The sequence below is a fragment of the Streptomyces tauricus genome, assembly GCF_014650955.1.
In the GTDB taxonomy this organism is placed as follows: domain Bacteria; phylum Actinomycetota; class Actinomycetes; order Streptomycetales; family Streptomycetaceae; genus Streptomyces; species Streptomyces tauricus.
This window is the reverse complement of record NZ_BMVY01000012.1, coordinates 113,310-134,380: the sequence shown is the minus strand read 5'-3', so window position 1 is coordinate 134,380 and position 21,071 is coordinate 113,310. Positions and strand designations below refer to the sequence as shown.

Annotated in this window: 20 protein-coding genes; 7 read left to right on the top strand and 13 right to left on the bottom strand. The window is 72.0% G+C overall.

What is annotated here, in order from left to right; translation table 11 throughout:
- Window position 1: 1 nt before the first annotated feature.
- The 6 genes from IE278_RS20305 to IE278_RS20280 all read right to left on the bottom strand — a co-directional run bounded on the left by IE278_RS20305 (window position 2) and on the right by IE278_RS20280 (window position 6,225).
- On the bottom strand, window positions 2–1,066 hold the full coding sequence (locus tag IE278_RS20305; RefSeq protein ID WP_189774296.1) for a type III polyketide synthase: 1,065 nt from the start codon (window positions 1,064–1,066) through the stop codon (window positions 2–4).
- Window positions 1,067–1,381: 315 nt separating this feature from the next.
- Window positions 1,382–1,621 (bottom strand): DUF6213 family protein, encoded by a 240-nt coding sequence (locus tag IE278_RS20300; protein WP_107018811.1) that lies wholly within the window; start codon window positions 1,619–1,621, stop codon window positions 1,382–1,384.
- A 25-nt stretch (window positions 1,622–1,646) separates the two neighbouring features.
- Complete coding sequence (locus tag IE278_RS20295) at window positions 1,647–3,032, bottom strand: NADP-dependent succinic semialdehyde dehydrogenase (protein ID WP_189774294.1); 1,386 nt, start codon at window positions 3,030–3,032, stop codon at window positions 1,647–1,649.
- Window positions 3,033–3,127: 95 nt separating this feature from the next.
- Window positions 3,128–3,631 (bottom strand): NUDIX hydrolase, encoded by a 504-nt coding sequence (locus IE278_RS20290; protein WP_189774292.1) that lies wholly within the window; start codon window positions 3,629–3,631, stop codon window positions 3,128–3,130.
- On the bottom strand, window positions 3,628–5,184 hold the full coding sequence (locus tag IE278_RS20285; protein WP_189774290.1) for an ATP-dependent DNA ligase: 1,557 nt from the start codon (window positions 5,182–5,184) through the stop codon (window positions 3,628–3,630). Before IE278_RS20285 ends, IE278_RS20290 begins: the two co-directional genes overlap by 4 nt.
- Window positions 5,185–5,286: 102 nt before the next feature.
- Complete coding sequence (locus tag IE278_RS20280) at window positions 5,287–6,225, bottom strand: NAD(P)/FAD-dependent oxidoreductase (RefSeq protein ID WP_189774288.1); 939 nt, start codon at window positions 6,223–6,225, stop codon at window positions 5,287–5,289.
- 77 nt (window positions 6,226–6,302) lie between these two features.
- Here IE278_RS20280 and IE278_RS20275 point away from each other — a divergent pair, with 77 nt between their 5' ends.
- From IE278_RS20275 to IE278_RS20250, 6 genes are all read left to right on the top strand, one after another.
- Window positions 6,303–6,977, top strand: a complete 675-nt coding sequence (locus IE278_RS20275; protein WP_246570426.1) for a helix-turn-helix domain-containing protein — start codon at window positions 6,303–6,305, stop codon at window positions 6,975–6,977.
- A gap of 104 nt (window positions 6,978–7,081) precedes the next feature.
- Window positions 7,082–8,101, top strand: a complete 1,020-nt coding sequence (locus IE278_RS20270) for an NADPH:quinone oxidoreductase family protein (protein ID WP_189774286.1) — start codon at window positions 7,082–7,084, stop codon at window positions 8,099–8,101.
- Window positions 8,098–9,309 carry an acyl-CoA dehydrogenase family protein gene (locus tag IE278_RS20265; protein WP_189774284.1) on the top strand — a complete coding sequence of 404 codons (1,212 nt, stop codon included), beginning with the start codon at window positions 8,098–8,100 and terminating at the stop codon, window positions 9,307–9,309. The genes IE278_RS20270 and IE278_RS20265 overlap by 4 nt, the downstream gene beginning before the upstream one ends.
- A complete protein-coding gene (locus IE278_RS20260; RefSeq protein ID WP_189774282.1) occupies window positions 9,306–10,400 on the top strand; it encodes an acyl-CoA dehydrogenase family protein in 1,095 nt (364 codons plus the stop codon). Before IE278_RS20265 ends, IE278_RS20260 begins: the two co-directional genes overlap by 4 nt.
- A gap of 257 nt (window positions 10,401–10,657) precedes the next feature.
- Window positions 10,658–11,524 (top strand): phosphatidylinositol-specific phospholipase C/glycerophosphodiester phosphodiesterase family protein, encoded by an 867-nt coding sequence (locus IE278_RS20255; protein WP_189774280.1) that lies wholly within the window; start codon window positions 10,658–10,660, stop codon window positions 11,522–11,524.
- Between the two features lie 138 nt (window positions 11,525–11,662).
- The gene (locus tag IE278_RS20250) at window positions 11,663–11,857 is read left to right on the top strand and encodes a hypothetical protein (protein ID WP_189774279.1); all 195 of its coding nucleotides are present in this window, start codon (window positions 11,663–11,665) and stop codon (window positions 11,855–11,857) included.
- A 45-nt stretch (window positions 11,858–11,902) separates the two neighbouring features.
- Here the strand turns inward: IE278_RS20250 and IE278_RS20245 are convergent, their stop codons facing one another.
- The 7 genes from IE278_RS20245 to IE278_RS20215 form a co-directional block, all read right to left on the bottom strand.
- Window positions 11,903–13,147 (bottom strand): phosphodiester glycosidase family protein, encoded by a 1,245-nt coding sequence (locus tag IE278_RS20245; protein WP_189774278.1) that lies wholly within the window; start codon window positions 13,145–13,147, stop codon window positions 11,903–11,905.
- A gap of 82 nt (window positions 13,148–13,229) precedes the next feature.
- On the bottom strand, window positions 13,230–13,595 hold the full coding sequence (locus IE278_RS20240) for a DUF779 domain-containing protein (protein ID WP_189774277.1): 366 nt from the start codon (window positions 13,593–13,595) through the stop codon (window positions 13,230–13,232).
- A gap of 381 nt (window positions 13,596–13,976) precedes the next feature.
- The gene (locus IE278_RS20235) at window positions 13,977–14,981 is read right to left on the bottom strand and encodes an ABC transporter ATP-binding protein (protein ID WP_189774464.1); all 1,005 of its coding nucleotides are present in this window, start codon (window positions 14,979–14,981) and stop codon (window positions 13,977–13,979) included.
- A 22-nt stretch (window positions 14,982–15,003) separates the two neighbouring features.
- Complete coding sequence (locus tag IE278_RS20230) at window positions 15,004–16,029, bottom strand: ABC transporter ATP-binding protein (protein ID WP_189774276.1); 1,026 nt, start codon at window positions 16,027–16,029, stop codon at window positions 15,004–15,006.
- Window positions 16,026–17,117, bottom strand: a complete 1,092-nt coding sequence (locus tag IE278_RS20225) for an ABC transporter permease (RefSeq protein WP_246570424.1) — start codon at window positions 17,115–17,117, stop codon at window positions 16,026–16,028. Before IE278_RS20225 ends, IE278_RS20230 begins: the two co-directional genes overlap by 4 nt.
- A 14-nt stretch (window positions 17,118–17,131) precedes the next feature.
- Window positions 17,132–18,061 (bottom strand): ABC transporter permease, encoded by a 930-nt coding sequence (locus IE278_RS20220; RefSeq protein ID WP_189774275.1) that lies wholly within the window; start codon window positions 18,059–18,061, stop codon window positions 17,132–17,134.
- A 1-nt stretch (window position 18,062) separates the two neighbouring features.
- Entirely contained in the window at window positions 18,063–19,652 is a 1,590-nt protein-coding gene (locus tag IE278_RS20215; protein WP_189774274.1) for an ABC transporter substrate-binding protein, read from the bottom strand.
- A gap of 368 nt (window positions 19,653–20,020) precedes the next feature.
- Between IE278_RS20215 and IE278_RS20210 the strand changes: the two genes are divergently transcribed.
- The gene (locus IE278_RS20210; RefSeq protein ID WP_189774273.1) at window positions 20,021–21,016 is read left to right on the top strand and encodes a 2-hydroxyacid dehydrogenase; all 996 of its coding nucleotides are present in this window, start codon (window positions 20,021–20,023) and stop codon (window positions 21,014–21,016) included.
- Window positions 21,017–21,071 lie beyond the last annotated feature (55 nt).

Below are 21,071 nucleotides of genomic sequence, written 5' to 3'. Positions count from 1 at the left end.
GTCACGCCGTCATTTCGCTCGTACGGTGCCAGCGGCCCAGCGCCATCTCGGCCGTGATCCCCGGCCCGAAGCCGGCGAGCAGTCCGCGCGCCTTGTGATGGGAGCCCCCCTCGTCGAACAGCCTGCGCAGTGCGTCCAGGACGACGGCGCTGGCGATGTTCCCGTACTCGGTGAGCGTCGCCCGGCTGAACCGGAAGGCCTCCGGTGCCACTTGGAGGAACTTGCTGAGGTCGTCGAGGATCCGCGGACCCCCGGCGTGGATGATGTAGAAGTCCAGGTCGGAGGCGTCCCAGCCGTGCAGGTCGGCCAGATTGTGCAGCGCGGGGGCGAGCGGTTCCATGGTGGCCGGCACCCGCTTGTCCAGCAGGAAGTGGAAGCCGGTGGCCCGCACGTCGTACATGATCCAGTCCTCGGTCTTGGGGATCAGGTACGAGCCGTTGCGCTCCAGCCGGATGCCCTCGCCGCCCTGTCCGCGGACCACCGCGGCGGCGATGCCGTCGCCGAACAGCCCGTTGCAGAGCAGTGAGCCGACACCGAGGTCGGTCGGCTGGTAGCACAGCGAGCAGAACTCGCAGGCCACGATCAGCGCGTTGGCCTGCGGGTAGGCCGTGCAGAAGTCGTGCGCGCGGTTGATCGCGGCGCCTCCGGCGGCGCAGCCGAGCTGCGCGATGGGTATCTGGCGGGTGTCGCTGCTGAACCCCATGGAGTTGATCAGCCAGGCCGTCATCGACGGCATCATGAAGCCCGTGCACGAGACGTAGATGATCACGTCGATGTCGGTGGCCAGGACCTCCGCGTCGTCCAGCGCGCGCTGGACGACGGCCGGTACGCGGGCCTTCGCCTCGGCCGTGTACACCTTGTTGCGTTCCTCGAAGCCGGGGTGCTTCAGGGTCTCCTCGATGGGCTGCACGATGTGCCGGGTGCGTACACCGGTGTTCTCGATCAGCCGCAGCGCGAGCGGCAGTTGGGGGTGATCGGGGTGGCGGGAGCGCGCCAGCTCGAGCGTGTCCTCCATCGTGATCACGTATTCCGGGACAGAGACCGCGGGTCTGCACAAAGTCGCCATGTGCCTGCGCCTTCTCTCGCCCGCCGGGAACGCCCTCTCCCAGCGGAAGGGTGGTCCCACCACGATCACCCGAGAAGTCCCGTTTATCGCGCCGGACTACGCCAGACCGGGGACAGCGACCGCGGGCGGCCCCTGGGCACAGGCCCACAAGGGCGCGCCCTCAAGGGGCGCGGGGAACGGCGCAATCTTCTGTCTTTGGCTTTCAGGGGGCGCGGGGAACGGCGCAGTCTTGGTCTCTTGCCTTCAGGGGCGCGGGGGAACGGCGCGACCCGGCCAAGACGCACCCGCACCCCGCGGACAACCAGGAACGCCCCCTCAGCCGGAGGCGCCCCCGCTGCTGTGCGCGATGCACGCCACATCGATCCGGTCGGCGAGCTTCGCCAGCTCGATCGTGAGCGCGGCCACCGTGTCCTCGTCGAGCCCGTCCTCCCCGGCCTCGACGAGATGCAGCCACCTACCCCCCATCGTGCGCAGCAGCTTGCTCACATCGGCGGCAGCCACTTGCAGGGTCCCGCGGTCGTCGACGATCAGAGGCAGGGTCACTTCGCGGTTCACACTGGGGATCGTAGCCGCGGAAGGCTCACGCTCCGTGCCATACGGTGGTGATGTTGCAGAACTCTCGGATTCCGTGCCCCGACAGCTCCCGCCCGTAGCCGGACCGCTTGACCCCGCCGAACGGGAACGCCGGGTGGGACGCGGTCATCCCGTTGAAGAAGACCCCGCCGGCCTCCAGATCCCGTACGAAACGGTCGGTCTCGGCCTCGTCGCGGGTCCAGACGTTGGAACTCAGCCCGAACGGCGTGTCGTTGGCGATGGCCACCGCCTCGTCGAGGTCGGCGGCGCGGTAGAGCGTGGCGACGGGCCCGAACGCCTCCTCGTGGTGGATACGCATCTCGGGCGTGATGTCGGCGAGGACGGTCGGCGGGTAGTACCAGCCGGCGCCTTCGGGACGCTCACCCCCGCACAGCACGGTCGCGCCGCTCTCCACGGCGTCGTCGACGAGTTCCGTCAGGTCGTCGCGGCCCTGTTCGGTGGCGATCGGGCCGACGTCCGAGCCCTCGTCCAGCGGGTCGCCCACCGTGAGGGCCTTCATGGCCTCGGTGAAGCGTTCGGCGAAGGCGTCGAAGACGTCGGTGTGGACGATGAACCGCTTGGCGGCGATGCAGGACTGCCCGTTGTTCTGCACGCGGGCCGTCACCGCCGTCTTCGCCGCCTTGTCGAGGTCGGCCGACGGCATCACCACGTACGGGTCGCTGCCGCCCAGCTCCAGGACGGTCTTCTTGACCTCGTCCCCGGCGACCGAGGCGACCGCGCGGCCGGCCGGTTCGCTGCCGGTCAGGGTGGCCGCCTTGATCCGCGGGTCGCGCAGGATGTCCTCGATGGCGTCCGAGCCGACGAGCAGGGTCTGGAAGCAGCCCTCCGCGAAGCCCGCCCGGCGGAACAGGTCCTCCAGGTAGAGGGCGGTCTGCGGGACGTTCGAGGCGTGCTTGAGCAGCCCGACGTTGCCCGCCATCAGCGCGGGCGCGGCGAAGCGGATCACCTGCCAGAGCGGGAAGTTCCACGGCATGACGGCGAGGACCGGGCCCAGCGGGCGGTAGCGCACGAGGACGCGGGAGGCGCCGGAGTCCTCCGCGTCGGCCTTCGCGCCCTCCTCGTCGGCGAGGAGTTCCGCCGCGTGGTCGGCGTACCAGCGCATCGCCTTCGCGCACTTCGCCGCCTCGGCGCGGGCCTGCTTGACGGGCTTGCCCATCTCGATGGTCATCGTCCGGCCGATGTCCGGCGCGTCGCTCTCCAGGAGGTCCGCCGCCCGGTGCATCAGACGGGCGCGTTCCTCGTACGACGTGGTGCGGTGCGTTCGGAACGCGGCCTCCGCGGTGGCGAGGCGGTGTTCGATCTCCTTGTCGTCGAGGGCGTCGTAGGTCTGCAGGGTTTCGCCTGTTGCCGGGTTCACTGTTGCGATGGGCATTCTTCTGGCCTCCTGATGCTGTGTGTCCGGTGCGGGTCCGTGGGGGCCGGGCGCGCAGGTCCCCGCGTCCCCTGACGGGGCGCGTGCCCCTCTCGTCAGCGCGTATGCCGTTCCAGGCGGTCCAGGAACTCCGCCTGGGCCTTGATCAGGACCGCGCTGGCGCGGTTCATGTCCAGCCACTCCACCCGGTCCAGTTCCGGGAACTCCTGGACCTGGCCCGAGCCCCGGGGCCACTCCATCGTGAAGGTGCCGGGGACCACGGCCGTCGGGTCGAGGTCCGCCTCGACGGCCCAGACCGTGACGATCTTGCCGTTCGTCTGGGTGACCTCGCCGAGGGGGACGGGCTCGCCGTCGGGCGGTGGCAGGCCCAGTTCCTCCTGGAACTCGCGGCGGGCGGCGTCCCAGGCCGGCTCGTCGGGCTCGTACTCGCCCTTCGGCACGGTCCACGCCCCGGCGTCGCGCCGCGCGAAGAACGGGCCGCCCATATGGCCGAGCAGCACCTCGATGCCGTCGTCGCCGTGATGGCCTTGCTCGGTGCCGTCGGTGCGGCGGAACAGGAGCAAACCCGCGCTGCGTCTCGCGGCGGCGGCCGGGGTCATGACGCGACCCCCGGGTGCGCGGCGAGCACCGTCTCGACGGTGTCCGCCTCCGCGGGTGTCTTGTCCTCGCGGTAGCGCACGACCCGGGCGAAACGCAGGGCGACGCCCGCCGGGTAGCGGGTGGAACGCTGCAGACCGTCGTACGCGATCTCCACGACCAGCTCGGGACGGACCGTCACCACATAGCCGCTCTCCTCGACGGGGTCGACGGCGAGTTCCTGGAGCCGCTCGGTCTGCCAGGCCAGCATCACGTCGGTGAGGCCCTTGAACGTCTTGCCCAGCATCGCGAACGAGCCGTCCGGTCTGCGCGCGCCCAGATGCAGGTTGGAGAGTTTGCCGGTGCGCCGCCCGCTGCCCCACTCGGCGGCCAGCACGACCAGGTCGAGCGTGTGGACGGGTTTGACCTTCAGCCAGGAGGCGCCGCGCCGGCCCGCGCTGTAGGGGGCGTCCAGTGACTTGAGGACGACCCCCTCGTGGCCGCGCGCGAGCGTGTCGGTACTGAACTCCTCGGCGGCGGCCCGCGCCGCCTCGTCGGTGGGATCCGGCACGAGGAGACGCCGTACGCGCATCGGTTCGGGGACCAGCCGGGCCAGCTCCGCGTGGCGGTCGGCGAACGGCAGGTCCAGCAGATCCTGGCCGTCCACGGACAGGGCGTCGAAGAAGACGGGGGAGACGGGCACGGCCTCGGCCGCGGTCGCCACGTCCACCCGGGAACTGACGCGGCCCGCGGTCTCCTGGAAGGGCCGGGGCCGCCCGTTCCCGTCGAGCGCGATCACCTCGCCGTCCAGGATGAAACGCTCGCCCTTCAACTCCCTCGCGGCCCTGGTGATCTCGGGCAGCCGGTCGGTGATGTCGTCCAGGGTGCGGGTGTGGACGCGTACCTCGTCGCCGTCCCGGTGCACCTGGACGCGGATGCCGTCGAGCTTCTCCTCCACCACGCAGGCGCCGAGCTTGTCGAGCGCCTCGGCGACGGAGGGTGCGCTGTGCGCCAGCATCGGCAGGACGGGCCGGCCGACGGTGAGCCGGAACGCCTCCAGAGCCTCGGGTCCGTCGGCGAGCAGCCGCTCGGCCACGGTCTGCAGCGAACCCGCCAGCATCACGGCCCTGCGTACGTCGGCGGAGGGCGCGCCGGTCGCCCGGGCGAGCCCTTCGACGGCGACGGCGTCGAGGGCGCCCTGCCGTACCTCGCCGCCGATCAGCGCGCGCAGGAACTTCTGCTCGGACTCGGTGGCCGCGCCCATCAACTCCCCGACGAGCCCCGCCCGTTCGGCCTGCGAGCCGGTGCCGGAGACGGCGCCGAGAGCGGTCAGGCGGCCGTCCACCTCCCGCACGGTCAGCGTGGGCTCCCCGGCGGGCGGCACGGACGTGCCGAGGAGCTTCCAGCCGACACCGAGCCGCCCCTGGGGCAGGCGGCCCGCCAGATACGGGATGACGATCGGTACGTCGTCCGCCTCCGCGTCCCGGAACAGCTCCGCGAGCAGAGCGACCTTGCGGGACCGCGCCGAGGTGGCGGCGACCTCCTGGGACACGTTGGCGAGCCGGGACAGCAGCATGAAGTCATGGTGCTACGGAGACGCCCCGTCTACACCTGGGCGAGCCTGGACGGGCCCTCGCCGCCCACCCCGACGGGCACGTCACTGCACGCGTACCGCACGTCACCGCACGCCTACCGCCGCGTCCAGGTCCGCGAACAGCAGTTCGCCGTTGATCGTGGCGCCCGCCCGGTAGCCGCCGCTCGCCGCGTTCACGACCTGCTCGCCGAACCCGATCGCGTTGCCCGCCGCCCAGACGCCGGGCACGCTGGTCAGGCCCGTCGCGTCGACCACGGCGTACGAGCCGAACGGGGTCTCCTGGAGGTCGGCGCCCAGCTGTTCCAGCAGGCCGGTACGGGGGACCGCCCGGGGTGCCACGAACAGCACCGAGCGCTCATGGGCCGTGCCGTCCGCCAGCCGGACCGCCGTGAGCCGGTCGTCCTCGACGTCGAGCCCCGCGACCTCGCCGGGCACCACCGCGACCCCGGCCGCCGCGAGTCTGCGCAGATCCTCGTCCGCCAGCTCCTCCTCCGCGACCGTGTGCAGGAAAAGGGTCACGTCCTTGGACCACTGGGAGACCATCAGGGCCTGGTGTACGCCCATCGGGGTCGTGGCGAGTACGCCGAAGGCCTGGTCCCGCACCTCCCAGCCATGGCAGTACGGGCAGTGCAGCACGTCCCGGCCGAAGCGCTCCGCGACCCCCGGCACCGCCGGCAGCTCGTCCGCCAGGCCGGTGGCGACGAACAGCCGGCGCCCGTGCACCCTGCGTCCGCCGCCGAGCGTCACGTCGAACTCCCCGTCCGCGTCCCGCGCCACGTCCACCGCCAGGTCCCGGACCAGCTCGACGCCGTACCGCGCGATCTCCTCGCGGCCCACGGCCAGGAACTCGGCTGGTGACATGCCGTCCCGGGTCAGATAGCCCTGCATGTGGGCGGCGGGCGCGTTGCGCGGCTCGCCCCCGTCGATCACGAGCACACTCCGGCGTGCGCGCCCCAGGACGAGCGCCGCGGACAGTCCGGCCGCACCCCCGCCGACGACGACCACTTCGTATGTATCGGTCATGGTGACCACCTCCACTGAGAAGGTCGCGCCACAGCCCCCGCATTGACAAATGGCTTTGCCGAAACTGCAATAAGGGCATGAGCGAGCAGCGGCACAGGGGCCACGCAGACCACCGGGAGCACGCGGAGCACGGGGAGCGGGACCCGGGGGAGCAGGGCGACCGCGACACGGAAGGTGTCCTCGCCGAGGTCGGCCCCCGGCTGCGCCGCGTCCGCAAGGAGCGCGGTGCCACCCTCGCGGGCCTGTCCACCGCCACCGGCATCTCCGTGAGCACCCTCTCCCGCCTGGAGTCCGGACTGCGCAAACCCAGCCTGGAACTGCTGCTGCCCATCGCGCGGGCCCACCAGGTGCCCCTCGACGAGCTCGTCGGAGCGCCGCAGGTCGGCGACCCGCGCGTGAGGGCGGCCAAACCGATCGTCATGCACGGCCGTACGCACTGGCCGCTCACCCGCCAGCCCGGCGGCCTCCAGGCCTACAAGGTGCTGGAGCCGAAGCGGAAGGAGGAGCCGGAGCCCCGCGTCCACGAGGGCTACGAGTGGCTGTACGTGCTCTCCGGGCGGCTGCGCCTCGTACTCGGCGAGCACGACGTCGTACTCGGGGCCGGGGAGGCCGCGGAGTTCGACACACGCGTGCCCCACTGGTTCGGGTCGACGGGGGAGGGGCCGGTGGAGTTCCTGAGCCTCTTCGGCCGGCAGGGCGAGCGCATGCACGTCCGGGCGCGCCCGAAACGCGGTGGCGACCGGGCCGACTGACGCCGACCGGTCCCTACCGGTTCCCTGATCGGCAAGCGACCGCTTAGTATGCGGTTGACCCCGAGGCGCGAACCGCTACCGACACAGTCCCGTGGAGGCCCCGCATGCAGGCATGGCAAGTGCACGAGATCGGTGAGCCGGGCGAGGTGATGCGGCTGGCGGAGGTGGAGCGGCCCGTCCCCGGTGACGGCCAGGTCCTGCTCAAGGTGCGCGCGGCGAACATCAACTTCCCGGACGCCCTGATGTGCCGCGGGCAGTACCAGGTCAGGCCGCCGATGCCGTTCACGCCCGGGGTGGAGATCTGCGGCGAGACCGAGGACGGCCGGCGGGTCATGGCCAACCCCGCACTGCCGTACGGCGGCTTCGCCGAGTACGCCGTCGCGGACGCCGCGGCCCTGCTGCCCGCACCCGAGGCGCTGGACGACGCCGAGGCGGCCGCCCTGCACATCGGCTACCAGACGGGCTGGTTCGGCCTGCACCGGCGGGCCCGTCTGGAGGCCGGCGAGACCCTGCTCGTCCACGCTGCCGCAGGAGGGGTCGGCAGCGCGGCCGTGCAACTCGGCAAGGCGGCGGGAGCGACCGTCATCGGTGTCGTGGGCGGTGCGGACAAGGCCGCCGTCGCCCGTGAGCTGGGCTGCGACGTCGTCGTGGACCGGCGCACCGAGGACGTCGTCGCCGCCGTCAAGGAGGCCACCGGCGGCCGGGGCGCCGACGTGATCTACGACCCCGTCGGCGGTGACGCCTACACCCAGTCCACCAAGGTCGTCGCCTTCGAGGGCCGGATCGTGGTCGTCGGCTTCGCGAGCGGCACGATCCCCAGCCCGGGGCTCAACCACGCCCTGGTGAAGAACTACTCGATCCTCGGCCTGCACTGGGGTCTCTACAACACCAAGGACCCGAAGCTGGTCCTGCGCTGCCACGAGCAGCTCACCGAGCTGGCCGCCCGAGGGGCGATCAGGCCGCTCGTCAGCGAGCGCGTGCCGCTGGACGGCGCGGCCGACGCCGTCCAGCGGGTCGCCGACGGCGTCACCACGGGCCGGGTCGCCGTGCTGCCCTCCCTCACCACCACCCTTACGGACACGGACACGGACACGGACACGGACGAGAACGGAGCCGTCGCATGACCGACGCCGCGAACGGGGGCGGGCCGGTCGACGCCGCCGAACTGCGCCGCCGCACCCAGGAGCTGCTGGCCGCCCACCCGGTCGACCGCACGGACCGGACGGACTTCCTCAAGGCCCGCTTCGACGCCGGACTCGCCTGGGTGCACTACCCCGAAGGGCTCGGCGGCCTCGGCGCGCCGCGCTCCCTCCAGGCCGTCGTCGACACCGAACTGGAGGCCGCGGGCGCTCCCGACAACGACCCGCGGCGCATCGGCATCGGCCTCGGCATGGCCGCCCCGACGATCCTCGGCTACGGCACCGAGGAGCAGAAGAACCGCTTCCTGCGGCCCCTGTGGGTCGGCGAGGAGGTCTGGTGCCAGCTGTTCAGCGAACCGGGCGCCGGCTCCGACCTCGCGGCGCTGGGCACCCGCGCGGTTCGCGAGGGTGGGGGAGACTGGGTGGTCAACGGCCAGAAGGTGTGGACGTCCAGCGCCCACCTCGCCCGCTGGGCCATCCTCATCGCCCGCACCGACCCGGACGCGCCCAAGCACCGCGGCATCACCTACTTCGTCTGCGACATGACCGACCCCGGGGTCGAGGTGCGGCCGCTGCGCCAGATCACCGGCGAGGCCGAGTTCAACGAGGTGTTCCTCACCGACGTCCGCATCCCCGACGCACACCGCCTCGGCGAGGTCGGCGACGGCTGGCGGGTCGCGCAGACCACCCTCATGAACGAGCGGGTCTCCATCGGCGGCATGCGCATCCCCCGCGAGGGCGGGATGATCGGCCCCGTCTCCAAGACCTGGCGCGAACGCCCCGACCTGCGCACCCACGACCTGCACCAGCGCCTGCTGAAGCTGTGGGTCGAGGCCGAGGTCGCGCGCCTCACCGGCGAACGCCTGCGTCAGCAGATGGTCGCGGGACAGCCGGGCCCCGAGGGCTCCGGCATGAAACTCGCGTTCGCCCGCCTCAACCAGGAGATCAGCGGCCTGGAGGTCGAACTCCTCGGTGAGGAGGGCCTGTTGTACGACGACTGGACGATGCGCCGCCCCGACAAGGTCGACTTCACCGGCCGTGACGCCGGCTACCGCTATCTCCGCTCCAAGGGCAACAGCATCGAGGGCGGGACCAACGAGGTCCTGCTGAACATCGTCGCCGAACGCGTGCTGGGCCTGCCCTCCGAGCCGCGCACCGACAAGGACGTCGCCTGGAAGGACCTCGCCCGATGACCACGCAGAGCGCCCAGCCCGACCTGCTGTACTCGGAGGAGGAAGAGGCGCTGCGCGCCGCCGTCCGCGACCTGCTCGCCGACCACTGCGACCCGGCCGACGTGATCGCCCGCACGGAGTCCGGCGCGCCGCACGACCGTGAGGCGTGGAAGGCCCTCGCCGAGGGCATGGGCCTCGCGGGCCTGCTGGTGCCCGAAGCGCTCGGCGGACAGGGCGCCACGCACCGCGAAGCCGCCGTCGTACTGGAGGAGTTGGGCCGCGCGGTCGCCCCGGTGCCGTATCTGACGAGCGCGGTCGTCGCCACCGAGGCCCTGCTGGCGTGCGACGCCGACGACCTCCTCGCCGAGCTGGCGTCCGGCCGCCGTATCGGCGCCCTCGCCGTCGCCCTGAACATCGCCCCCGGCGGCGCCCACCGGACCGTACGCGTCGAAGGCGGCGCCCTGCACGGCGAGTTGACCGGCATCGCGGACGCCGCCGCCGCCGACGTGCTGCTCGTCCCCGCCGAGGACGGCGGCCTGTACGCCGTCGACGCGGACGCCGTGACCGTCACCGCGCAGGTGTCCCTGGACCTGACCCGGCCGGTCGCGAAGGTCGTCCTCGACGGAGCGGACGCGCGCCGGATCGGCGACGCCGCCCCCGCCGTACGACGTGCCCTGCGGGCCGGCGCCGGACTGCTCGCCTCCGAACAACTCGGCCTGGCCGAATGGTCGTTGACGGAGACCGTGCGCTATCTGAAGGAGCGCAAGCAGTTCAACCGCCCGGTCGGCGGCTTCCAGGCGCTCAAGCACCGGCTCGCCCAGCTCTGGCTGGAGACCGTCCACACACGTGCCGCGGCCCGCAACGCGGCCGACGCGCTGGCCGGTGGGAGCGCGGACGCGGACGTGGCGGTCGCCCTCGCCCAGGCGTACGCGGCACCCGTCGCCGTCCACGCCGCCGAGGAGGCGCTCCAGTTGCACGCCGGTATCGGCATGACCTGGGAGCACCCGGTGCACCTGTATCTGAAGCGGGCCAAGGCCGACTCGATCGCGTACGGGACGGCGGGCAGCCACCGGGAGGCACTGGCCGGACTGGTGGATCTCCAGGCCCCCTGATTGCTCACCCGGCCCACCGGCTCACGCGCACCGGCTCACCGGCACGCAGTGCACGAAGGCCCGCTTCTGCCCCCTGGGGGACGGGAGCGGGCCTTCGCGTGTACGCGGCCCGATGAAGTGAACGCACAGCGGCAGTCCGGCCAACTCCCCGCACGGCTCTGCTCCTTGGACATGTCAAGACTCCATACTCTCCCCAGTCCCGACTTCGTCGGCCGGGGCTCCCCGAGACCCCGTACGGCACTCCCAGGGAGGCAGACATGGCCCTCACCACCCGTCGCAGAGCCCTCACCACCCTCGCCGCCGGTCTGGCGGGCGGTATCGCCCTGCCCGCGTACGCACAGGCGAGCGAGGACCGGCACCGCCCGCGTCCGCTGTGGCGTGCCCACGCCCACAACGACTATCTCCACACCCGGCCCCTGTTCGACGCGCTCGACCACCGCTTCGGCAGCGTCGAGGCCGACATCTTCCTCGTCGACGGCCAACTCCTCGTCGCCCACGACCCGGTGGAGCTGGACCCGGCCCGCACCCTGGAATCCCTCTACCTGAAGCCCCTCGCCGCCCGGGTGAAGGCCAACCGGGGCTCGGTGTACCGCGGATACCGCAAGCCGCTCCAGCTGCTGATCGACATCAAGACCGAGGGCTCGGCCACCTACCTCGAACTGGACCGCCGACTGCGCCGCTACCGGCACCTGTTCACCACGTACGCCCACGGCCGCGTCCACCCCGGCGCGGTGACGGCCGTGATCTCCGGCGACCGGGCCGCCCGGGTGCCCATGGAGGCCCAGACCGTACGGCACGCCTTCTACGACGGCCGCCTCCTCGACCTGCTGGCCCCCGCCCCGGCCCCGGCCTCCTTCATCCCGCTGATCAGCGACAACTGGACGCTCAACTTCACCTGGCAGGGCGTCGGCACGTTCCCCGAGGTCGAGCGGCAGAAGCTGCGCGGGATCATCCTGGCCGCGCACTCCCGGGGGCAGAAGGTCCGCTTCTGGGCCACCCCGGACCTGGCGGGGCCCGCCCGTGACGCGGTCTGGAGCGAACTCCTCGCCGCGGACGCCGACTACCTCAACACCGACGACCTCGCGGGCCTGGAAGCCTTCCTGGACGCCCACCGGCAGGCGTAGACCGGCACGGGCGTAGCCCAGCGCTTTCACGCACAGTCAACACACGTTCGGCCTACGCGTCAGCCGCACGGACGAACCACCCGTTACGCCACACTTGCGGCCGAAAGCCGCGGTGTGGCGTGGCGGAGGAGGTTGACGGTGGCTATTTCCATCTCTGTGGTGCTGCTGCTCGTGATTCTGACGGTGGTCTTCCTGCGCAACGGCGCGCTGAAGCTCTCGCACGCGCTGGTCTGCGTCCTGCTCGGCTTCTATCTGGCGAGCACCAGCATGGCGCCGACCATCCACAACGGGGTCGCGGCGACCACCGACATCGTCAGCAGCCTCAGGCCTTGACGGCCTCGGGCTCCGGCCGCCCGGCAGCCTCATGAGTCGGCGGCCTCACGCCTTGGAGAAGACGCCGATGCCGTTGGGCACCGGGCGTTCGGCCCCGCCGCTGGGGTGGTTGCGTACGGTCGCGGTGGTCGATCCGGGCTCCCGGGCGGCCATCGTCGTGGAGCCGCCGCCGTCCAGACTGAACGCGTCCACCGCACCCAACTCCTTCATCGTGTCGGCGACTTCCGCGATGGTGAGACCGCTGCGGAACTCCACCGCCCCGTCGAGCGCCAGCAACAGCAGCCGGTGGCCACCGTCCGAGATGCCCGCCGCGGTCCGTACCGCCGCCGTCACATCGTCGAGCCCGGCGAGCGGCTGCCCGCCCCGCAGGACCGGATAACCGCCGATCGCGAAGTGGTACGGGGTCTTCGACGAGGCCGCCACCAGGCGATGCCGCACCACGACCTGTTCGCCCACGGACAGCTTGCGCAGCTGCTGGGCTCCCGCCTCCCGGCCGACCAGAACAGTGGTGTCCGAAGCGATGGGTCCGCTGCCGGGGGTGTCGGCCGATGACACCACCCGGCCGTCCTGGACGGTCACCTCGTAGGTGTCCGTGCTGCAGGGCGCGGCCCGGTCGGTGTCCGTCCCGCAGGTGGCCCGCACCCGGGAGACCTGACCCCAGTCCGAGGTGAACGCGCCGACGGAGCCCACGGGCAGCGCGTACTGGTTGAGGCCGCCGAGCGGCAGCCGCGTCTGCGGTGTCTCGACCGAACCGTCCAGGGCCAGGCTGTCGAGCCGGGCCCGGTGGTCCGTACCCACGCCGAGCACGTCCTCGGTGCTCGTGCCGGGCGGCAGGGCGGGGCCGAAGCGCTGGCCGTTCGGTACGGCCGCCTTGAAGGTGTGCCCGCTCGCGACGGCCGGTCCGACGGGCGCGCCGGTCGCCTCCACCCCTGGGTGCTGGGTCTCGGTGATGTTGAAGAAGTCGCCGTTGACGCCCGCGACGGCACCCTGGGCGTCGGCCAGCCGGGAGACCGTCGCCCGGGCCGCGACCACGCCCGGGTGGAGCAGGTCGACGCTCACCTTGGGGTGGGCGAGGTCGACGCTGAGCACGTGTGCGTGCGCCACCCCCTTGGCGGCCGGGATGTCGAACTCCATATAGCGCACACCCGGCGCGATCCGGCTGAAGGCCGGGGCGCCGCCGGTCGGCGCACCACTGGCCGGTGCCGCTCCGACGAGGGCGGCGCCGGCCAGCGCGCTCCATGCGGCGAAGACCGTCAGTGCGGTTCTGAGTCGTCCGGTGCGTAGTGTCACGGTGCCCCTGCTCTCTCCGCTGTCTCCTCAAATGGCCCAGGACACGGGGGAGTTCACCACAGAGTGGGTGCCTTGACGATGACTACGTGCCGACGAGGCGTGAACGCGTCAGGAAACGTACCCCTTCGGGCGCCTCCAGCGAGAAGCCGCTGCCTCTGCCGGGCACGACGTCCACGATCAGCCTGGTGTGGTTCCACACCTCGTACTGGCTGCGTGACATCCAGAACGTGACCGGTTCCTCGACTCCCTCGACGGCCAGTGAGGCGAGCAGCACGTCGGAGTCGCCCGTCTTGAACTCGCCCTCCGGGTAGCACATGGGGGCGCTGCCGTCGCAGCAGCCGCCGGACTGATGGAACATCAGTGGACCGTGTGCGTCCCGCAGTTTGCGCAGCAGGTCGGCTGCGGCGGGGGTCAGTTCCACGCGTGGGGTGGGGTCGGTCGAGGGCACGGGGCATCACTCCTCATCTCCGGGAGTACTGCCGCGGACCCTACCTCCGGCCGCGGCCGGGTGGGGCTGCCCCCGCGCAGTTCCCCGCGCCCCAGGCGCCTGGGGAGTGGCGCGGGACCCTGCCTCCGGGTGCGGGTCGGTGGGGGTGGTCCGCGCCGTTCCCCGCGCCCCCAGGTGCTTGGGGAGTGGCGGGGGGCCTTGCTTCCGGGTGCGGGTCGGTGGGGGTGGTCCGCGCCGTTCCCCGCGCCCCCAAAAAGACGGGGCTGCGCCCCGGTCTTTCCGGGGGCGCGCCCGTGGGGACCGGCTGTGCCCCGGGTTTTTAGGGGCGCGGGGAACTGCGCAGTCGGTCCCCAGCGGGGCCGCAGGTGATGAACTACCCGTTCATGCCGCCGCCAGCGGGAAGTGGCACAGGGCCGTGTGGGGGGCCGCGCCCGGCGCATCCCGTACCGCCGCCGGCGGCGCCTGCGTGGCGCACCGCTCCTCCGCCCGCGGACACCGCGTGCGGAACCGGCAGCCCGACGGGATGTCGAAGGGGGACGGGATCTCCCCCTTGAGCTGGATCTCCCGGTCGCCGGACACACGGGACGCGTCCAGGACCGGCGCGGCCGACATCAGTGCCGAGGTGTACGGATGCTGGGGCCGCTCGAAGACATCCTCCGTGGCGCCGTGTTCGATGACCTTGCCCAGGTACATCACGGTCACCCGGTCGGCGATGTACCGCACCACGGACAGGTCGTGGGAGATGAAGACGTACGCCACGCCGAGGCGTTCCCGCAGTTCCGACAGGACGTTCAGGACCTGGGCCTGCACCGACAGGTCCAGCGCGGACACCGGCTCGTCGCAGACGATGAGGTCGGGGTCAAGGGCCAGCGCGCGGGCGATCCCGATGCGCTGGCGCTGTCCGCCGGAGAACTCGTTCGGGTAGCGGTGCGCGTCGCTGTCGCGCAGCCCGACCAGGGCGAGGAGTTCGCGGACGCGCTTCTCCCGCGCCTTCGCGTCCGGCACGACGTCCCGGTGGGTGCGCCAGGGCTCCCCGATCAGGTCGGCGGCCGACATCCGCGCGTTGAGCGAGGCGAAGGGGTCCTGGAAGACCATCTGGACACGGCGGCGCCAGGCCAGTAGCTCCTTGCCGCGCAGGGCGAACGGGTCGGTGCCGTCGAACCGTACGGTGCCCGCGTCGGGCCGTTCCAGGCCGAGCAGCACCCGGGCGAGGGTGGACTTCCCGCACCCCGACTCGCCGACGAGCCCCAGGGTCTCGCCCCGGCCGAGCTGTATGTCCACCCCGTCCAGGGCGGTCAGCCGGCGGCGGCCGTGACCGAAGGTCTTGGTGACGCCGCTGACCTCCAGCAGGGGCCCGGACCCCTGAGGCCCGCCGCTCCCGGACATGCGGCTTTCGGACGTGCGGCTCTCAGGCACGGGCGAGCTCCTCGGAGAAATGGCAGGCGGCCGAGCGTCCGTCGCCCGACGCGCGCAGGGTCGGCCGTTCCTGGACGCAGCGCTCGCGCACCAGCGGACAGCGGTCCTGGAAGACGCATCCGGCCGGCACCGCGCTCAGTTCGGGCGGGCTGCCGGGCACGGCGGGCAGCGGGCGTCCGCGTACGGCGTGTTCCGGCACCGAGTCGAGCAGCCCGCGGGTGTAGGGGTGGCGTGGGGCGGCGAAGACCTCGCGCACCGGCCCGTTCTCGACGACCGTGCCCGCGTACATGACGACCACGTCGTCCGCGCGCTGGGCGACCACGGCCAGGTCGTGCGTGATCAGGACGAGGGCCATCTCCCGCTCGTCCTGGAGGTCCCGCAGCAACCGCATGATCTGCGCCTGCACGGTCACGTCGAGCGCGGTGGTGGGTTCGTCGGCGATGAGGACGTCGGGGTCGAGGGCGACGGCCATCGCGATCAGCAGCCGCTGCCGCATACCGCCGGAGAACTGGTGCGGGTACGAACGGGCCCGCTGCCGCGGCTCGGGAATGCCGACCCGGGTCATCAGCTCGATCGCCTTCTCGTGCGCCTGGCGCCGGGAGAGTCCGCGGTGGATGCGGAACGGCTCGCCGATCTGCCGGCCGACCGGCTGCACCGGGTTGAGGGCGGTCAGGGCGTCCTGGAACACGATCGACAGCACGGGGCCGGCGAGTTTCCGGCGTTCCGCGGGGCTCATCCGCAGGGTGTCGCTGCCCCTGACCCGTACGGCCCCGCCGGTCACCTCGGCCGCGGGGTCGAGGAGCCCCACGACCGACAGCGCGGTCATGGACTTGCCGCAGCCCGACTCACCGAGGAGGGCGAGGGTACGGCCGCGACGGACACTGAAACTGACGCCGTCGACGGCGCGTACCTGCCCGGAGGGTGTGCTCAGGTCGACGCAGAGCCCCTCGACGTCGAGGGCGGGGGTGTTGTCGGGGATGTCGGCGGCGGCCGGCGAGGGCGCGGCGGTGGTCGTCACGGGATCAGCTCCGGAGGTACGGCGGCGGAGGCACCGCGGCGCTTGGTGGGCAGCGTGAGGCGCCAGCGCTGGGCGGGGTCGGTGGCCATGCGGACCCAGGCGGCGAGCACCGTGGCGGACACCGTCGTGAACACGATGGCGAGCCCCGGGAGCACGGTGATCCACCAGGCCGTCTGGAGGTACTGCCGGCCCTGGGCGACCATCAGGCCCCAGCTGACGTCCGGCGGCTGGATACCGATGCCCAGGAAGCTGAGCGAGGACTCGGTCAGCATGACGAAGCAGAAGTCGAGGGCGGCGACCGTCAGCAGGGTCGGCAGGGCGATCGGCAGGATGTGCCGGTAGATGATGCTGCGACTGGGGGTACCGAAGGTGCGGGCCGCGTCCACGAACAGGCGGCTGCGCAGTTCCGCCGCCTCCGCCCGCGCGGTGCGCAGATACACCGGTATACGGGCCACCGCGAGGATCAGTACGAGGTTCAGCGCGCTCGGCGAGAACACGTACAGCACGACCACCGCGATCAGCAGGGAGGGGAAGCTGAGGATCACGTCGGCGACGCGCATAGCGAGGCTCTCCCGGCGGCCCCCGTGGTAGCCGGCCCACAGGCCGAGCGCCGAGCCGATCAGCAGCGAGCACAGCACGGCCGGGACGGCCACGGACAGGGTCGTCGCGGCGGCGTCGATCAGCCTGGCCAGCACGCTGCGCCCGAGGACGTCGGTGCCGAACAGTCCGTACACCCCGTCGCCCAGGGACGGGGGCCGCAGGGAGGAGTCCAGGTCCTGCCGCTGCGCGCGGTCGCCGATGACGAGCCGCCCGAAGAGCGCGACGAGGACGACCAGGGAGAGGACGACGGCGGCGACGGCCGCCGCGCGGTCACGGCCCAGCATTCGCCACCAGTTCGCCCGGTGGGGCGAGGATGCGGCGCCGGCCGGGGTGTCGGCGCCGGTGTCCGCCGCGGTGTCGGCCGCAGTGGTGTCCGGGGCGCCGGCGGCGGTGGTGTCCCGGGTGTCGGCAGCGGTGGTGCCCACGGTGGTGGTGTCCGCGCCGGCGCCCGCGGTCGTGTCCGCGGTCGTGGGTTCTTCTCGGGGCATGGTGCTTCCTTCGCTCACGCCGGCACCGCCAGTCGCACACGGGGATCGGTCAGCGCGTGACACACGTCGACCAGGATGTTGAGCGCGAAAATCGTCACCGCGGTGAGGAGCACGGCCGCCTGGAGGACCGCGAAGTCGCGCTGGAGGATGGAGTCGATCATGAGTTTGCCGATGCCCGGCCAGCCGAAGATCGTCTCGACGATGACCGCGCCGTTGACCAGGCCGACCGCCAGGTCGCCGGCCACGGTCAGGACCGGCGTCACCGCGTTGCGCAGGGCGTGCCCGAAGATCACCCGCCGGGGCGTGGCGCCCTTGCTGCGGGCGATCTTGACGTAGGGGGCGGAGAGGGCGGTGACCATGCTGCCGCGCACCACCTGGACCAGTACGCCGAAGGGCCGGATCAGCAGGGTGGCGACGGGCAGGACCCATATCTCGGGTCCGCCGAGCGTGCCGGAGGTCGGCAGCCAGCCGAGGCTCACCCCGAAGACGAGCACGCCCATGATGGCGAACCAGAAGTCGGGGATGCTGGCGGCCGTCATCGACAGCAGGCTGGCGATCCGGTCGACCAGGGAGTTGGGGCGGTAGGCGGCCAGGCTGCCGACCAGCAGCGCCCCGGTGATCGCGAGCAGCATGGTCACACCGGCGAGCTGCAGGGTGACCGGGAAGGCGTCGAGCACCATCTCGGTCGCCGGCTGCCCGGTCCGCAGCGAGGTGCCGAAGTCGAGGTGGGCGGCGTCGACGAGGTAGTTCCACAGCTGTGCGGGGATCGACAGGTCGAAGCCCTGGGCGGCGGAGAACTCCGCGCGCTGCTCGGCGGTCGCGCTCAGCGGGAGGTAGAGGTCGACCGGATTGCCGGTCATACGGGCCAGGAAGAAGACGCCCAGCACCACACAGAAGAGCGGGATGGCGCTGGAGATCATGCGTTTGCGCAGGAAGGGGATCATGTCAGTCCTTCGCCCCCTCGGCGGGACCGACCTCGGCCAGCCGCATTTCGTCGCCGGTGGCGGAGTTCGGTTCGTACCGGATCGACGGTGACAGCCCGAGCAGTCCGGTCATATGGGCGATGTGGGTGTACTGGACGACGGTGTCGTTCTGGTCGGCGAGCAGGTCGGCGAAGGCGTCCTGGCGCTTCCGCCCGGACAGCAGGCCCGCGTCGGCGATGCGCCGGTCGAGTTCCCCGGTGCCGAAGGTGGACTGCGGTCCGTCGCTGAGCAGGTACTGGCTGGCGGTGAAGGCCGCGTCACCGGCCTGGTTGCCGTGCATGATCAGCAGGGCGATGGGCCCGACGTTCTTCGGCAGCGGCCTCAGTTGGTACTGGAGCTGGGTGGCGGTGTCGGCCATGCGCACCCGCACGCTCAGCCCGATCTCCTTCATCTGGTACTGCAGGGCCTCCGCGGTCTCCGACACCCCGGAGAACATGCCGTTGCGGGCGACCAGGGTGATGGTGCGGTCCGTGGGTACGCCGTCGGCCTCGGCCTCCTTCACCAGGGCGCGGGCCTCGGCCACGTTCTGGCGGGTCGGCTCGATCGCGTCGCTGTGTCCGACCACTCCGGGCGGTACGAGCTGGCCCGCGGGTTCGGCCAGTCCGCCGAGCAGGGCGTCGATGATGCCCTGGCGGTCGACGGCCAGGTCGATGGCCCGGCGCACCCGCAGATCGTCGAGAGGCGCCTCGCGGCCGTCCAGGCGCAGCGCGGTCGTCTCGTTGTTGGGATAGGAGGCGGTCGTGTCCTTCTCCGCCTCCATCGAGTCCAGCGCGACGGCGATCTCCGCCTCGTCCTTGTCGATCATGGCGGCCCGGACACTGGCGTCGCTGCGCCAGACGTAACGGGCCCGGGGGAAGGCGGGAGCCTTGCCCCAGTAGTCGTCGTAGCGGCTGAGGGAGATCGCGGTACCGGCCTGCCACGAGCGCACGGCGTACGGGCCGGTCCCGATCGGGACGCGCACCTTGGCCTCGGTGCTCGTGGAGCGCGGCACGATCTCCACGAAGCTCAGGCGCAGCGGAAGGATGGGGTCGGGCTCGGGCGTGGTGACGGTCAGCCGGTTGTCGCCGACCGCCTTCACCTTCAGGTCGTCGTCGCCGAAGACATAGCCCTCGACGTTGCAGGCGAGGTCGGAGTTGACCGCCCGGTCGATGGAGAAGGCGGCGTCCTTCGCGGTGAAGGGCTCACCGTTCTGGAAGGTCACCCCGTCACGGGTGTCGAAGGTCCAGGTACGCGGCCCGGTCTGCTTCCAGCCCGTCGCGAGCAGCGGGTGCAGTTCGCCGGAGTCGGGATCGCGTTCGACGAGCGGCTCGGTGATGTTGGACCGCACGACGACGCCGGTACTCGTCAGGGAGGCCTCGCAGGGCTCAAGCGTGGGTGGCTCCTGGGTGAGCACCACGCGCAGGGTGCGGCCGTCGGCCTGACCGGCGTCGCCGCCGGCGCTGTTGGCCACGGCACAGCCACTGGACACCAGCACCGCGCCCGCCAGCAGCAGGGCGGTCGTCGGGCGGGGCCGCCGTCGGCCGGGCGGAGGGGAGGAAACGGGGGACTTCATCGTCGGCGTATCTCCGGGGGAGTGCTGATGTGTCACGTTCCGAGTTCGGGCCGACCTCCTGAGCTGTTTACACTTACGTACTCGGTCCGCATCTGTGAACGCCGAAGCTAAACCGGCACCGTGGCAGCGTCAAGGGATGCGCGTCGACGGATCTTGCCGGTGCCGTCGCCGGCGGGGAGTCGCGGCGGCGCTGCCGTAACCGCCTGTCGCCGCGCGACCACCATCCGGTCCGGTCCGGATGCCGGTGGGTACGGGCCGGCTGACACACGTCACCCGACCTGCGCCCGACCTGCGGCGCCCGACTCCAGCGCCCAGCCTCCAGCACCGAATCTTCAGCAGTGGATTTTCAGACTGACGGGAGTACCACCATGTCCCACTCCGCCACCCCCGCCGCCCAGGCCACCTCCGCCCCCACCGACCCGGCAGCCCAGGGCACCGTCCTTCAGGTGTCTCCGCTGCTCCCCGCCCTGGAGAAGGCGCTGGCCGAGCGTCACCGCACGGTCCGGCTGCATGAACTGCCCGACCCCGCGGCCTACCTGCGCGAGCAGGCCGAGGGCGTGGTGGCCGCGGTGACCAGCGCGCGCTTCGGTGTCGCCAACTCCCTCATGGACGCGCTGCCGAAACTGGGTGCGATCGTCCACTTCGGCGTCGGCTACGAGACCACGGACGTGGCCCACGCCCGGGCGCGCGGCATCGACGTCAGCAACACCCCCGACGTGCTCAATGACTGCGTGGCCGACCTCGCCGTGGGCGGTCTGATCGACGTGATGCGCGAGCTGTCGGCCGCCGACCGGTACGTACGGGCCGGCCGGTGGGGCGCGGCCCCCTACCCGCTGACCTCCCGGGTGAGCGGGAAGCGGGTGGGCATCCTCGGTCTCGGCCGGATCGGCCGGGCCGTGGCGCGGCGGCTCGAAGGCTTCGACATGGACATCGCGTACTGCTCGCGGGGCCCGGTGTCCGACGTCCCCTACCGCTACCTGCCCACCGCGCGGGAGCTGGCCGCCGAGTGCGACGCGGTCGTCGTCACGGTCGCGGGCGGGGCGGGTACCCGGGGGCTGGTCTCGGCGGAGGTGCTGGACGCGCTCGGTCCCCGGGGCTTCCTGGTCAACGTCGCGCGCGGAAGCGTCGTCGACGAGCCGGCGCTGGTCGCGGCGGTGCGGGAGGGGCGGATCGCCGGTGCGGCGCTCGACGTCTTCGCCGACGAACCGAACGTGCCACAGGCGCTGCTGGAGTCGGACCGGGTGCTCCTGCTGCCCCATGTGGCCAGTGGGACGCACGAGACGCGGCAGGCGATGGCCGACCTGGTCCTGGGCAACGTCCAGCGGTTCATGGCGGAGGGGGTCCTGCTCACTCCTGTTCCGTAGCCCCTGTTCCGCAGCCCTGTTCGGTGGTCGTTCCATGGTCGGCCATTGACAGCCG